General features: G+C 38.3%; 14 protein-coding genes. 1 reads left to right on the top strand and 13 read right to left on the bottom strand.

The window, feature by feature from the left end; translation table 11 throughout:
- Positions 1-122: 122 nt before the first annotated feature.
- From ccpA to BI350_RS06320, 10 genes are all read right to left on the bottom strand, one after another.
- On the bottom strand, positions 123-1,121 hold the full coding sequence (gene ccpA, locus BI350_RS06365; RefSeq protein WP_075527329.1) for a catabolite control protein A: 999 nt from the start codon (positions 1,119-1,121) through the stop codon (positions 123-125).
- Between the two features lie 356 nt (positions 1,122-1,477).
- Entirely contained in the window at positions 1,478-2,554 is a 1,077-nt protein-coding gene (locus BI350_RS06360; protein WP_075527328.1) for a bifunctional 3-deoxy-7-phosphoheptulonate synthase/chorismate mutase, read from the bottom strand.
- A 320-nt stretch (positions 2,555-2,874) separates the two neighbouring features.
- A complete protein-coding gene (locus BI350_RS06355; protein WP_075527327.1) occupies positions 2,875-3,561 on the bottom strand; it encodes a YtxH domain-containing protein in 687 nt (228 codons plus the stop codon).
- 281 nt (positions 3,562-3,842) lie between these two features.
- On the bottom strand, positions 3,843-5,159 hold the full coding sequence (murC, locus tag BI350_RS06350) for a UDP-N-acetylmuramate--L-alanine ligase (protein ID WP_075527326.1): 1,317 nt from the start codon (positions 5,157-5,159) through the stop codon (positions 3,843-3,845).
- A gap of 84 nt (positions 5,160-5,243) precedes the next feature.
- Positions 5,244-7,964 carry a DNA translocase FtsK gene (locus BI350_RS06345; protein ID WP_075527325.1) on the bottom strand — a complete coding sequence of 907 codons (2,721 nt, stop codon included), beginning with the start codon at positions 7,962-7,964 and terminating at the stop codon, positions 5,244-5,246.
- A gap of 262 nt (positions 7,965-8,226) precedes the next feature.
- Complete coding sequence (gene ytpR / locus BI350_RS06340; protein WP_075527324.1) at positions 8,227-8,832, bottom strand: YtpR family tRNA-binding protein; 606 nt, start codon at positions 8,830-8,832, stop codon at positions 8,227-8,229.
- Position 8,833: 1 nt separating this feature from the next.
- Positions 8,834-9,649, bottom strand: a complete 816-nt coding sequence (locus BI350_RS06335) for a DUF1444 domain-containing protein (protein ID WP_075529269.1) — start codon at positions 9,647-9,649, stop codon at positions 8,834-8,836.
- An 88-nt stretch (positions 9,650-9,737) separates the two neighbouring features.
- Positions 9,738-10,247: a hypothetical protein gene (locus BI350_RS06330; protein WP_075527323.1), complete on the bottom strand. Its 510-nt coding sequence runs from the start codon at positions 10,245-10,247 to the stop codon at positions 9,738-9,740.
- Positions 10,248-10,395: 148 nt separating this feature from the next.
- The gene (locus BI350_RS06325; RefSeq protein WP_075527322.1) at positions 10,396-10,929 is read right to left on the bottom strand and encodes a DUF84 family protein; all 534 of its coding nucleotides are present in this window, start codon (positions 10,927-10,929) and stop codon (positions 10,396-10,398) included.
- Positions 10,930-11,066: 137 nt separating this feature from the next.
- A complete protein-coding gene (locus tag BI350_RS06320; RefSeq protein ID WP_155767482.1) occupies positions 11,067-12,140 on the bottom strand; it encodes a M42 family metallopeptidase in 1,074 nt (357 codons plus the stop codon).
- A gap of 164 nt (positions 12,141-12,304) precedes the next feature.
- Between BI350_RS06320 and BI350_RS06315 the strand changes: the two genes are divergently transcribed.
- Positions 12,305-12,619 (top strand): peptidase M4, encoded by a 315-nt coding sequence (locus BI350_RS06315; RefSeq protein WP_075527321.1) that lies wholly within the window; start codon positions 12,305-12,307, stop codon positions 12,617-12,619.
- Positions 12,620-12,712: 93 nt separating this feature from the next.
- Here BI350_RS06315 and BI350_RS06310 read toward each other — a convergent pair whose 3' ends face one another.
- The 3 genes from BI350_RS06310 to dat are packed head-to-tail and all read right to left on the bottom strand — an operon-like array spanning position 12,713 to position 15,459.
- On the bottom strand, positions 12,713-13,579 hold the full coding sequence (locus tag BI350_RS06310; protein WP_075527320.1) for a YtnP family quorum-quenching lactonase: 867 nt from the start codon (positions 13,577-13,579) through the stop codon (positions 12,713-12,715).
- 24 nt (positions 13,580-13,603) lie between these two features.
- A complete protein-coding gene (locus BI350_RS06305; RefSeq protein WP_075527319.1) occupies positions 13,604-14,566 on the bottom strand; it encodes a nuclease-related domain-containing protein in 963 nt (320 codons plus the stop codon).
- A gap of 41 nt (positions 14,567-14,607) precedes the next feature.
- A complete protein-coding gene (gene dat / locus BI350_RS06300; protein WP_075527318.1) occupies positions 14,608-15,459 on the bottom strand; it encodes a D-amino-acid transaminase in 852 nt (283 codons plus the stop codon).
- Positions 15,460-15,611: the final 152 nt, after the last annotated feature.

Here is a 15,611-nt window from a genome sequence, read left to right as displayed (position 1 = left end):
TTTTGAAACCCCAACATATATAATAGAACCATAAATAAAATAGAAGCATACTACTTCATAGATTCAATAAAAAAAGACTATCCCATGACCGGTTTTGGTGCCGGTTGTTAGGGAAGTCTTTTTTATTTCAATGAATCGCGCTCAGCGAAATGATAAGGTAAGTTAATTTGTTGGCTTTCCACTTCTTCCTTATCCATCAATTTTGTTAGTAATCGCATCGCTACCGCCCCAATGTCGTATAACGGAACAACTACTGAAGTTAATTGAGGTCTTACAATTCGCGTCAAATTCGAATGCTCATAACAGATGATTTCATAATCTTCAGGCACAGAGTAACCCGCATCACGAATGCCATTTAAAATACCTACCGCTAGTGTACTATTACTCGCTAGAAATGCAGTTGGCTGTTGCTCAATCTTCTGAATCTCTTTCCAACTTTCATAAGAATCGTCATATGTATCTTCTACCTCAAATACATACTCTTCATTAATCTCTATCCCTGCTTCTTTTAACGCGCGTTCATAGCCAGCTTTTTTCTGCACTCGGTTGATATCTCTACTTAGCGGACCAGTGATAAAAGCAATTTTTTTATGTCCATTCTCAATCAGTTTTACGACCGATTCATAAGCGGCTTGTTCATAATCAATATTAACAGTTGGAAATTGTTCTTCTATGTCTATCGTTCCCGCTAGCACGATTGGTACAGGTGCCTTGGACATCTCTTGTCGCACTTCCTCAGAAACTGAGTCGCTCATAAAAATTACCCCGTCCACTTGCTTTCCTAAGTGGTCGACAAGTAGTTCAAGTTCACGTTCAGACCGTTCATCCGAATTGGATAAAATAATATTGTATTCATACATCGTCGCAATATCAGCAATCCCTCGTGATACCTCTCCATAGAAACTTGTGGAAATATCTGGGATGATTACGCCAATTGTTGTCGTCTTTTTGCTAGCTAGCCCTCTTGCAACTGCATTCGGACGATATCCAAGTCGTTCAATGCTTTCAAGTACTTTCCTTCTCGTTGAAGGTTTCACGTTTTGATTCCCGTTTACAACTCGTGAAACTGTTGCCATCGAGACATTTGCATCTCGCGCTACATCATATATTGTAATTGCCATCGACATGTCTCCTCTTTGAAGTAATTTTAAATTATTGGTCCATTCATTTTTATAGAGTATGGACATACTCATGGTTATTTAATATTTATAGACAATGAAGTAAGTTATCTTCTAGTGATTTATTCCAATCAAACTTCAGCGATTCATAGTTAGATGATGCTTCCTGTCAATAATACCCTAATTTGTCCTTCTACGTTATTAAAACATAATTTCTCCTTATTTTCCACTGATATCGTATTGTGGGTTGAGTTCGAATTTTTATTTATTCCCTACAAACATTTTACTCATACCGTATTGTACGTATCCTAATTTGAATGTAAAAAAACGCCGAACCATAAAGGTCCGGCGTTAAATGATTATGCATGAATTTTTAAATAGTCTAAAATAGAATTGTAGAATTCATCAAACTGCGCAAGATCCATTTGTTGAGCAGAGTCTGAAAGGGCAACTGCAGGATCTGGATGGACTTCTGCCATTACACCATCGGCTCCAACAGCGATTGCTGCTTTTGCAGTTGGCAGGAGTAAATCACGTCTTCCAGTTGAATGTGTGACATCCACAAATACTGGCAAGTGAGTTTCTTGTTTTAAAATCGGAACTGCTGAAATATCAAGCGTGTTTCGAGTAGCACGTTCGTATGTCCTGATTCCTCTCTCACAAAGAATAATTTGATCGTTACCTTGAGAGATAATATATTCTGCTGCATTGATAAACTCATCTAGTGTAGCAGATAGTCCTCGCTTCAGTAAAACAGGTTTATTAACAGAACCTGCTTCCTTTAATAATTCAAAGTTGTGCATGTTTCTTGCACCAATTTGAATGACATCGATATAATCCAATGCCTCTTCAAGATGTGAAGGTGTTACAATTTCACTTACCACAGCAAGTCCAGTTTCATCTGCGACTCTCTTTAAAATTTGCAAGCCTTCAAGTCCGAGACCTTGGAAATCATACGGTGATGTACGTGGTTTGTAAGCGCCACCTCTTAATAGTCTTTGACCTTTTGCTTTTAACGCCTGTGCAACCGTAGATACTTGTTCATATGATTCTACTGCACACGGTCCAAAGATAAATGATGGTATACCATTGCCAATTTCTTCACCGTTAATTGTCACGATTGTATCTTCAGCCTTCTTCTTACGCGAAACAAGCAATGCATTGCGTTGTTCATCTTCTTGAATTTCAAGCGCGGTCATGAAAATTCCTTTAAAAATATGTTCCATTACGCCATTTGGAAGTGGCCCTTTATTATATTCTTTTAGGAAATTTAACATTTCACGTTCGCGGATTGGGTCATAGCGATTGACACCCTGCTTTTCTTTCACTTTACCAATTTCTTGCACAATCTCAGTTCTCTCATTAATTAAATCTAAAATCATTGTGTTCAAGCCGTCTACTTTATCTCTCAACTCGTCTAAATTAAGGTGTCCCATCTACGTCCTTCTCCCCCCTGCACATACCCACTCTTTTATACTAAAGAGAAATATGTTACATTTTTTGATAATAGACTTATTATAGTCAATCATTTTAGAAAAGTCACGTGAAATGTTACTATTTTCACAAAAATCGACATTATCTATAAAAAGAATGAATCACGTGTCGTCAAATTTATTTGCACCCAATCTAGATACTCGCTCAGTTGTAGGAATTACACTACTTTTTTCTAAGCAAATAATTTCGAGGTACAATTCATGCAACGCATATATTTTGATACAGAAGAAGCACAAACCCCTATTAGGTTTGTGCTTCATTTTTATTTATCTGATGTATTTTTTGCAACAGCCTCTTTTAAGGCTTCAGCAGTTTGCGTTACTTTTTCTTCGCCAGCTTTGAGTGTTTCTTGCACTCTTTCATTTGTTTTATCAATAAATTCTATTGCTTCTTCCCCTTCGAATGATACAGTGCCATCATCCATTGGGATATTCGCATTATTTTTAACAGATTTTACTTTATCAACGAGTTGTCCAGATTGCTTTTGGATCGTTTTTGTTACGCCACCTGTTTTCTCTTTCGCTGTGGACGCAAATTCCGTCGCTTTATCTTTTGCAATGGTACTGTAAGTAGTTGCCTTTTCTTTTGCAACAGAGCCATATTCAGATGCCTTGTCTTTTGCAATGGCACTTAGTTCGATACTTTTATCTTTTAACTGTACCGCTTGCGATGAAAAGTCATTGCGCATTTCTTTACCTGTTTTCGGTGCAAGGAATAATGCGGTCGCTGCTCCAATTACACCTCCAACAACGGCGCCTAACAGAAAGCTTCCAGCACCCGTATCCTCTTGCTCATTATAAAAAGTGTCAGTATAGCCTCTTTGTGAATATTGACTCGGCAGATACGTTGGTTCACCTGTCACATTTTCATAATGGTTGTTTTCTGAATCGTATTCATGATTGAAACGTTCTTCATTGTAACTTGGCTTTTTTGTATTGATTTCACTCATCGTCTAATCTCCTCACTTTTGTTTTGTAATAAATGAATAGCTAAAAAGATGCAGTTTCATATAACAGTCTTTTACTTATTATATCCATAACATTGGTATTCCCTATTTAGAGAAAATTTAAACGTTACGCTAAAGCTTAATAAACAACTTCGACATCGAACACAAAAATCCTTCTTTTCAATACAAAATATTTTCCCCAGCATTAAAACGACAAAAAAGACGAGCGCTAAAAATATAGCTACCCGTCTCGTTCACCGCTTATTAAAGTTGTGTTTGACAGTTCAGGAAGCAGTTTCGTTTTTATGAATATGCAGCTTGAAATCATTTAAATACTTTTGAATATCTCCCGCACCCATAAACAAGTAGACCGACTTGCCATGCTCTTTTAATTGCGCCGTATTTTCAAGTGCTAAATACTGCGCATCAGGAACTCTCGCAATCAATTCCTCAATTGTCAAACTACCTTCTTTCTCCCTGGCAGAACTAAAAATATCACATAAATAAACATAATCCGCTTCAGATAAACTTTTTGCAAACTCATCCAGTAATGCGGCTGTCCTTGTAAATGTGTGCGGTTGAAATACCGCAATAATATCCTTATCTGGATACTTTTGTTTTGCTGACTGTAACGTAGCCTTAATCTCAGTAGGATGATGTGCGTAATCATCGATAATAATATGGCCCTTACATTCCTCAACAGAAAATCTACGTTTTACGCCATGGAAACTAGACAGTCGTTCTTGAACGAGTGTCGCTGGAATTCCTTCATAATGACAAAGTGCAATGACCCCTAATGCATTTAAAATCGCATGGTCGCCCGTTAAAGGGATCGTAAATGTAAAGTAATATTCATTTCTAACATAAACATCAAATGTTGATCCTGTTGATGTCTTTTGAATGTTTTTGGCAGCAAAATCATTGGATTCTTCAAATCCATAATAGACAACTGGTACATTCGCTTGAATCTCCTGCAAATGAGGATCATCCCCACATGCGATTAACCCTTTTTTCACGCGCAATGCCATTTCACCAAATGCATTCAAAACATCATTTAAATCCTTGAAATAGTCAGGATGATCAAAATCAATATTTGTCATAATCGCATAATCTGGGTCATATGCAAGAAAATGTCTCTTATATTCACAAGCCTCAAATGCGAAATACTCACTATCCTGAACACCTTTTCCAGTCCCATCTCCAATAAGATAGGAAGTCGGCGCATAACCAGATATCACGTGGGCCAGAAGCCCTGTTGTTGATGTCTTTCCATGAGAACCTGTAACTCCGATGGAAATAAATCTTTCCATATATTTCCCCAAAAATTCATGGTAACGGACAACTTCTACGCCCAATTCTTTCGCTTTTACAATTTCAGGATGATCATCTGGAAAAGCATTTCCCGCAATGACGACCATTCCTTTTTTTATATTCTCCGCACTGAAAGGAAAAATCAGAATTCCTCTTTCACGTAACGGATCTTCGGTAAAAAAATGCTTTCCTACATCCGAACCTTGTACTTCGTAGTTGGAATCATGTAAAATCTGCGCAAGCGAACTCATCCCAGATCCTTTAATTCCTGTAAAATGAAACAATGTCATATTGCAACCTCCCGGGACCTTCTTGGCATCCCTTATCCTCATCTATCTATTTCCAATTTTCTTTTCAATTATGCATTTTTATATCTATAGAACAGTCTCTTTAAGTTCATTTAAATCGCTTTCTGTTAAGTAAACATCTCGTGCTCGACTACCTTGTTGTGGAGATATAAAACCTAGCTTTTCTAGCCGGTCCATTAATTTAGCCGCGCGATTGTAACCGATGCTAAAATTTCTTTGCAACATAGAAGTGGATGCACTATCTTGTTCGTAAATAAACTGACAAGCTTCCACAAACAGTGGATCTTCCTCTTCATCTACTGCACTTTTCAACAATTCATCTTGCCCAAACAAATAAGTCGGAGATGCTTCGTTTTGAACATGTTCTATTATACGTTCAATTTCGTCATCCGTGACAAATGTCCCTTGTAGGCGCACAGGCGATGACTCACCATTTCCTACATACAACATATCCCCTCTTCCAAGCAATCTTTCAGCTCCATTCGTGTCAATCATTGTACGCGAATCGACTTGTGAAGAAACTGAAAAAGCAATTCGAGTTGGAATATTTGCTTTGATAATCCCCGTAATGACATCAACTGATGGACGTTGTGTTGCAATAATTAAATGGATACCACAAGCGCGCGCTTTCTGTGCAATTCGACTAATTGATACTTCAACATCGCTTGGTGCCATCATCATTAAATCAGCAAGTTCGTCAATAACGATTAATAAATAAGGCATCTTTAATGAAAACTGCCTATTGTCTAATACTTGCTTATTATATCGCTCAATATCTCTGACACCCGCATGCGCTAATAGTTCATAGCGGCGCTCCATTTCAGCGACAGCCCATTTTAATGCAGCAGTTGCAGCTTTAACATCTGTAATCACTGGGCTAATTAAATGCGGAATTCCGTTAAATGGCGCTAATTCAACCATTTTCGGGTCGATTAACATCATTTTCAAATCAGCAGGTGAAGCCTTATACAGTAAACTGATTAATATCGAATTGATACAAACAGATTTACCAGAACCTGTCGCTCCGGCAATCAACCCATGGGGCATTGTTCTAAGATCCAATGTGACTGGTTCTCCAGTCAGTCCTAACCCTAAGACAGCCTCTAGCGGAGATTCAGAATCCCTAAATGAGTCCGTTTGAATCACTTCTGAAATCCGAACAGCCCGCGCATTCCGATTTGGGATTTCTATGCCGATTGAACTTTTCCCCGGAATTGGCGCTTGGATTCGAATATCTCTTGCAGCTAGTGTTAGTTTTAAATCATCTGTTAAGTTTCGAACACGACTTACTTTTGTTCCTTGACCGACTGTTAATTCGAATCGTGTAACAGTAGGTCCCTGCACAGCGTCTATGACATTTGCTTGCACGCCAAAATGAGACAAGGACTCTTCTAATTTTTCGGATTGAGAAGTTAACCATTCCGTATCTTCAATTTGCGATTCTGGCGGTACCAAATTATCGATGGACGGAAATACATAATGTTCAAAATCCGGAGTTTCTGCCACTTTGTCTTCGATGACTACTTCTGTTTTCTCGACCGGTTTAATTACCTGCTCACTCGGTTGCACTGTTATTGCTTTTTGTGCTTCTTTTTTCTTCGCCTCTAATTTCTCTTTATCTGATTTTAGCATTAAGACGTTAAAAGGAACGATTCTTTCTCTTTTCTGCTCAGCCGCTGGTTCCGCTTCAACTGTCGCGGCGCTTTCGTTCGTCTGTTCTGTCATTGTCTTGTTGTCTAAGCTTTCTTGAAGAGGTTCTTCAATTTCAGATTCAGCTTCCGTTAACTCTTGCGCTTCCGGTAATACTTTATCATTGATTTGCACCGATTCCTGTTCTTCCACAACTGTCTCTGCTTCTACCGGAGGTGAAACTACATTCTCTTGGAAATTTTCCGATTCAGCTTGATTGGAAGCAATCACTTCTTGATGTACTTCTATCTCATGTAGTTTTTCTAGCGTTTCATCTTCGTGAGTTAATTCTAAGTCTTTTTGTTGATTAATAGGCTCGTCTTGAATTGACTCTTCTGGATTCGATTGAATTGCATTTTCAGGTGAATCTTCTTGTTCTCGATCCTGACACAATTGCACGTTCTCCTCATATGCTTCAGCGGCCTCAAAATCTGTCTTAACATTTACATGAGGACCTTCCCGCTCCTCTTCCAATACATCCAACTGAGTAGTTTCTTGAGATGTCCCTTTTTCCTCAGTTTTATTAACCTGAAAAACTTCTTCTTTCGATTCTTTCACCTGCATATTTTGCTCTTGGTGAAGTGTAAATCTAGGTATCTCATTTTCGTTTTGTTTTTGCTCCTTTGGAGGAGAAAAACCGTATATCGGAGAAGGGACCTTTGACGGCACAAAACGGTCCGATGTTTTCCTTCTGCTAGCATAATCGGTTGTTACGCTAGAATTGCTTTCCGCCTGTTCCGAAACTACTTCTTTTTGAATCAATTCTTCCCTTGGTGACTCACTAGCTCTATGTACGTTTACTTGGACATTCTGGGATGGCCATCTCTCATTTTTATATAGAGGAATAGGTTCATAGTCATCTAGTTCCTGACTGGGGGAGGACGGTTCGACTTGTCTTGGATAATCATCCATATCGTCTTCATCCCAACCGTAAATTTCTGCATCCGTAATAATAGGGAAGCGGAATGCAGGCCTTGCCTTTTGTTCGTTTGGATTGTTCTCGTTTTTATTTTGTTCATCCATTTTTTCTACATACTGTTTTTCTTCAACTTCTTCGCCAAATAGGCGATTTGTCAACGTTTTAAACCATTTCAACATAATCACTCTTTCCATGTCGATTAGTCTATTTTAGCAGTTTATGAACATTGAAATCAAATTATATCCTAAAATAAGAGGAACGTACCAGCCTATCTATTTCTTTACTCATAGAAAAAGCATAGCTAGAGTAATTTTAAACTAGAGATATAGCATTAGAATTCGATCCAGTCATTTAAATAAACTGATTCTTTTTTTAGTAAATCATCAAAAAACAGGTGAAGAAGAAAACTTCTTTACCTGCTTTTCTGAGGCCTGACAGCTCTTATGAACGAAACGCTTCGCCTACAATCGCACTATCGTCTAATACGAGAATCCCTACATTTTCCTCAGCATTTGGGATTGCTAATTCGGAAGCTGAGCAAATCATCCCTGAAGATGGAACACCACGTAATTCAGCATCTCGAATAATCATTCCTGATGGCATAACTGCACCAACTTTTGCAACAACGACTTTTTGGTCTTCCGCAACGTTTGCTGCACCACAAACAATTTGCAATTGCTCATTCCCTACATCTACTGTACACACACTTAATTTATCAGCATTTGGATGTTTTTCTTTTCGCACAACATGCCCAATCACAAATTTAGGCGAGAGATCTACATCTAGCACTAACTCAGCCCCATTTTTAGTTAAGGCCTGCTGTATTTTTTCAACAATTTCTTCTGTTAATTCAATTTGTCCATTACCTTCTACTTCCACATAAGAAGTTGCCTTGAATAAATTGAAACCAACAACCTCATTCGTTTCCGCATTTTGAATGAGGACAACATCATTATGAGTGGTAAAGTTTACATTCTCCGGATTATTTGTTGTCAACTGAACAAGAAGTACATCCCCTACACCGTTCGCATTATAAAATAAATTCATTTCATTCTTTTCCTTTCTTTCGTGCAACACGATTTTTAGCCATAATAAATATTGGTTCTAAATGCCCTTCCTCGTAAACGAAGGACAACGACGTCACTGGAACAGTCCCATTCGTAAAGAACTGCATCGTCATTTGTGCTAACACATCATACCCTGTTTTGTTACGAATGTCACCGATGATTAATACATCTTGATGTGGAACCGAAACCGTCATGTCCCCTTCAATTTTCGTTTCCATATTTGCTAGGAAAGCACGATTTAATATGCGGCTAGCGTCGTAGCCATCGTTATTGTTTACAAAGTAGAACACATTCCCAGCAACTTCATCTTTTTTCATTTTAGTCGATAAACTGCGTACATTGAACAAAGCAATTTCGCTAATTTCTTCAGTTGACTTCCCTAGTTCTTCGATCATACTCTCGTCAATCAGGCGATACGTCTCACCTAAGTCTAATGCATAGTAAATCCGCGTTTCGGCTGTATGATCTTTCATAACAAATCGCTGACCTGCAGAAGTCTGTTCTGGAAATGAAGCGGAACGAATCACCGGATAAATTGTGCTCTGGCCTTTAAAACCTTTCATTTTCTCTATTTCCATCGCTCTAAATGTTGCGTCAATCGTATATACCACTTCATCTATCGCCACTTCTTTTTTCTGATTATATTTCCGGATGATTTCAGGAAGTGATATTTCCATTCCTTTATTTAGACCGGTATGCTCTAATCTTAATTTGTCTGTTTTTTCATCGTATTGCCATTCATAATCTTCGTTTGGTAAGCGTTTCTTAAGTAGTTCTACAAGTTCTTTAGATTTCACTGTCCCGACTCCTTTATTCATAAAAATGAACGGCCACCACTCTGGTTGTTTAGGCGACCGTCCGTTATCTTCTAATATTATCCTTCATTTAGTGAATCGAACGAACAATTTGCATCATCGTCTCTAAATTTCGAACGACATTCTTTTCATTTGTGAGTGTTGACATTTTTGCGCCGCCGACACTTGCAATTAATTCAATCGTACCATCCTCATGATTTACTATCGCAGCAAAACCAAATGTATCTCCATCACTAAACTTTTCCTCAGCAACAATATTCGCCTCTTCATTGGCGTGTAACAATTCATAGAAAAGATCGCTTTCCTTTGTTTCATTTGGATTAACAAATAAAATAAAAGTTTCTTTCCCTTTATTAAATACGATATTTTGCGCATCTGAATCGTCACTAATCGTAAATCCTACTGGTTTATATAGTTTAGTTCCATCAATTTCTTCCGTTTGCTCTTTATTATCCGCATGAAAAGCTTCCCTCGCCGCTTTTATACCTTCACTCGCATAGTCTTCTAGTGATTTACCACAAGCCGTGAGTAAAAAGACCACAACCGATACGAGGAATATATATTTCCACGTTTGGAACATTCGATTTTTCCTCCAATCATGATGATTGATTGCCAGCATAGCACTGTCATTAATTCTTCCGACTTAAAACTCTTTCTCTATTTTAAAGATGTTACCCGGCAGTTGCAACCGTTGTGTACTTTTACTATCACAATCGTTGATATTCTACTTAGTTTCCGTCAGTGCCATTTTCAAAATGGTATTGAAGTTGTCCGATTAATAAGTGCAGAATGTGTGCAAATAAATCAATCCTTGTAACAGCTCCGGCTGTAAACATACCCATGGCCCCTTCTTTTTGTCTTAGACCTTTTGCTCGAAAGTAACTGTCGATTACAGGACCCAATTCCTTACCTTGATGAATCTCATTGGCCACTTCGGAAGGTAGTGGAATTTGTGCACCACCAGCAGTAATCACGTGTTCATTAGGTAAAACGAGTGCCCCCCAATTACAAATATACATTGCCCCCCCTAACAAACGTACTCCGCCCTCCAACCCTATACCAATGACATTTTGTTCATTCGAATACACTTGTCGCGCTCGGTTTATCGCCCCCGTGATTGTTTCTTCATCGCCAAATGGCTGGGCATCAACACCTGAACTTGCTTCTACCGCTGTTATTTTCGCATTGGGAAAGTAGTGCCAAATAACATTTTTAGTAGCTTGTACTTTTGCTTGATTCGTTGAGCCTATTATAAAATCCATCTTATCACTCCTGACGTTATAGCCCTAAAAGACATATAGAGCACAATCTAATTTCGTCGCGCCCAAAACTCTATACATTGGCACCGCTTGCTGAATAAAAAAGTCGTCCTTCCTATTTGCGAAAGGACGACTTCAAATTAGACGTTTCGTTTGATTGTTTCAACAGTTGTTTTATCACATGATTGAACGAGCTTCACGAGTAATTCTTTTGCGGCAGCATAATCATCTGTATGAATGATCGAAGCAGCTGTGTGAATATAACGTGAACAAATACCGATGACTGCGCTTGGCACGCCTTCATTTGCAGTATGCACACGTCCCGCATCTGTCCCGCCTTGTGACACAAAATATTGATAGGGAATATTATTTGTTTCGGCTGTATCCAAAATAAACTCACGCATGCCTCGATGAGTGACCATCGTACGGTCCATAATACGTAGAAGAGTTCCCTTCCCAAGTTGTCCAAATTCATTTTTATCTCCTGATGCATCATTAGCAGGGCTTGCATCAAGCGCGAAAAACAAGTCTGGATCAATCATTGTTGCAGAAGCTTGCGCACCGCGGAGACCAACTTCTTCCATAACATTAGCCCCCGAATATAATGTGTTCGGTAGCGTTTGTCCATGTACTTCTTTTAATAGCTCAATGGACAAGCCACACCCATAACGATTGTCCCAAGCTTTCGCTAAAATCTTTTTATCATTCGCCATTGGAGTGAATGGGCATACGGGTACAATTTGTTGTCCCGGACGGATGCCAATTTTCATCGCATCCTCTCTATCATCTGCGCCAATGTCAATCAACATATTTTTTATATCCATCGGCTTATTTCTCACTTCATCACTCAATAAGTGAGGTGGAATAGATCCGATGACACCAATAACCGGACCATTGTTAGTAATAATTTCAACACGTTGTGCTAATAAAACCTGACTCCACCAACCGCCTAATGGCTGAAAACGGATCATCCCATTCTCAGTGATGGAAGTTACCATAAAACCTACCTCATCCATATGACCAGCAACTAAAATTCGTGGGCCGTCTTCTAGTCCTTTTTTAACACCAAAAATGCCACCAAGATTATCTTGAACCACTTCATCGGCATACTTTCCTAACTCACCGCGCATATAATTGCGAACTGCATGCTCATTACCAGGTGCACCCGGTAATTCTGTTAATGTTTTAAACATATCTAATGTTTCTTTTTTCACGAATACGGCCTCCCAAATGATTCATTTACCTTTATTAGTGTAAACGATTATTCTGAAAGTTTCCATCTTATTTTGTAAATCGAAGTACTTTTCTTTCACTCAACTATCAGACAATGTTATTTTTGTGGTACACTATGAAAAAGACTACATAGGAGGTTTTGATTTTGAAGCTAAAAGATTTTCTTGCTGGTATTCTCACAGGTGTAGCAGTTGGAATTGTAGTAAAAGAAGCGATAGATCGTGCTAATCCATATATTTCAGCGGATTCTGTATTAAACAATATTAAAGACGAGTTTAAAAAAGAAGGCCCAATCGATGGCTCATGGATTGTTATGAAAACCGAACCATTTGAAAATAATATGATTACAATGGACGTTTATCGAGGTGGAATTTCACGTATTCAAAATGGTGACCTAGAACAATTCGAGTTTGCAGCAAATGCGAAAACAGGAACTGTTGTCGTGCTTATGAAACTGTAAATTTTATAAATACAGCCAAACAAAAACAAGTGAAGGAATCATTAATGATTCCCTCACTTGTTTTTTTGTTGGCTCGTGTTGTGTAACAAACCGTTAACGATCCTTTTCATGAGAATAATTTGAGCGTTCCACAGCCCCTACAATATTCTTTCCTGTCTCGTCCCATTTCACAAGCCGATAAACTGCATCGTGGTAAAAACTATACCAATAGTTTCCTTTCAATCCTTCTTCCATCAGTTTTTCTTTCGCTGCGATTGAGTCCATAGGATAGTCGTCATATGCAAGCACCCATAAAGGGTTACTATGCGCGTGAGTCGGCATCAAATCTCCCATATGTAAAATCGTTTCATCATTTTGTGTTAATTTTATAATACTATGCCCATTACTATGCCCACCTGTATGAACCATTTCGATACCTGGCATAATTGTAATTCGTTTTTGAAACGGCTTCACTTGATGTTGAATCGGCTCCCAATTTTCTTTCCAATACGTATTTTTAGAGCGGATATTTGGTTCGCGCATTTCATCCCACTCTACTTGCGATGTGAAAATTTCAGCATTTTGAAAAACAGAAACAAGCTCTTGTCCTTGCCATTTTGTCAATCCTGCCGCATGGTCATTGTGCATATGCGTCATTAAAATGATATCGATATCTTCAGGTTGTAGTCCGAGTTCATTTAATTCTTTCGCCACACTCGACTCTTCAACTATACCTAAATTCCGTTTCATTTTATCGCTTAGTTTGTCGTTACCAAGGCCCGTATCAATTAAAATGTTTTTGTTTTGATATCTTATCAAGATTGGATGGGCTGTTAATTCAATTAAATTACTCTCGTTAACATCATATCTCTTAGACCATAGAATCTTCGGAACTGGCCCAAACATTGTCCCCCCGTCTAAGTAGTTTAGACCCCCATCCAACCATGTTAATGTCATGTCGTGAAATGTAAATTGATCCATTTCCAAACTCCCCTTTTACTTTTTCTATTCCGCATCATCTTCTTCAATTAATAAACGACTGATTGCTGTTGTTTGCCCTACATCTAAAATGGCTTGAGCCGCTCGAAACTGAGTATATTTCAAAGGTGTTGAAAGTTTGCCAATCGAATCGAACCACTCTTCATAATAGCGTCTATCAATGACCTCTAAATCAAAGCCGCCTATTGGATAATCAATGTACCCATTCCTTGAAATCAAATACTTTTTAATCGGAAAATCTATATCTCGCTCTTTAAAAAGCTGAGAAATAATTTTAGTCATCCGATTTAACGAAAGAAGTGGATTTAACACTTTCACTTCTTCCTTCCCATGTCTTTTTGTCCAAAAACGACTGCCATCCCCAGAAAATGCAGCAACGTCTTCTTCTTCTAACACTGTTATACACATGCATTCAACGGGCGTAATTAGGATGATATCTAATTCCACAGGCGCTTTTTGAAGCTTAATGATTGGTTCGTAAAACAGTAAATAACTGTCCGGTAAATCTTGAAGAAATGAGCGTAATAACGAATCTCTCATATATTTTGGTGCCACACGCGACTTGTCCATTAACGTGGAACTCGCCCATTTTATTTGAAAGTGAAAAAGCTGATCCAAATAAAGCTGACGTAGTTGCTCAATCGATCCAGGTTGATAAATCACGTTCGGATTAAAATCAAAGCTTTCGTCCTCTTCGATTATTTTCTTTTCATCCGCTTCACGCTCTTCCTCTTTACTTCCTTTAAAAAGCCTAAAAAATGAAGAGAATAAACTTTTACGATTTTTCTCTTCCTCATCTACCTCTTGATCATTTTCAGACTCAAATAACGTATGTTCTGCACCTGTTTCCCACTGAATCTTCATCCGGTTCCATTGATACTGTTTGAGTCGGAGAAATTGGGTTGGATAACGCGTTAAGTCATTTTCATATCTAGAAACATAGTCTAGTAACTTGACGAGTTGTGCCATATTCATCAACTCCGATCTTTTTCATCCTTTGCGAGCGATGGTTACTGTTTACAAAGTGACGGGATTTTTGTCGCAAAAGCTTTCTGTAGCTTTTTTGTAATGTTCCCTCTTTGACCATCGCCAATTGTTTGCCCATCTATCGTAATGACTGGCATCACTTCTGCTGTTGTTGACGTATAAAAGACTTCATCCATCTCAAAAGCTTCCGCTAATGTAAATGCTTTTTCCTCTACAGGGATATTTAATTCATCGCAAAGCTGAAGAACAACTTGCCTTGTAATGCCTTCCAATATTAAATTCGAAACAGGATGTGTCCTTACAACGCCGTCTTTCACGCCAAACATATTCGTCGAAGAACCTTCTGTAACGATGCCATCACGATGTAGAATCGCTTCTTCACATCCAGCAGCTTTTGCCTCTTCTTTCGCCAATACACTCCCAAGTAAGTTTAAACTTTTAATATCACAACGTAGCCAGCGGATATCTTCAACCGATTTCACTGCCACGCCGCTTTTCATATTTTCTTTTGGTCTACTGCCTTCCATTGTATATGCTGTTACAACTGCAGGAACAGCAGGTACAGGGAAATGATGTTGTCTTACCGCGGCACCTCTTGTCACTTGCATATATACATGCCCATCGAGTAAATTATTTCTGTCAATTAATTCACGTGCTACGCCAATTAATTGGTCTTCAGAATAAGGCATCGTTAAGTTAATTTTAGCGGCACTTTTAGTCAAACGACTAATATGTTCTTCAGCCGTAAATAATTCACCGCCATACACTTTGATGACTTCATAAACACCATCTCCAAAATAATACCCACGATCATCAATTGAAATCTTTATTTCGTCTTGCTTCGTAAATTGTCCGTCAATAAAATAGAATGTCATTTCAATACTCCTCTCATTAGGTACCCAAAAGAATTAATTTATCGTTTTTTATCAAAACTATATTTCTTATTCTCCCACGTTTTTTACATAAAAGAAAGAGGTACATAGATTTTCCTTCTCTATGTATTGAATTTTCACTCAAAATTTATTAT

The sequence above is a fragment of the Sporosarcina ureilytica genome (assembly GCF_001753205.1).
GTDB classification, from domain to species: domain Bacteria; phylum Bacillota; class Bacilli; order Bacillales_A; family Planococcaceae; genus Sporosarcina; species Sporosarcina ureilytica.
This window is presented reverse-complemented; position numbering and strand designations above follow the sequence as displayed.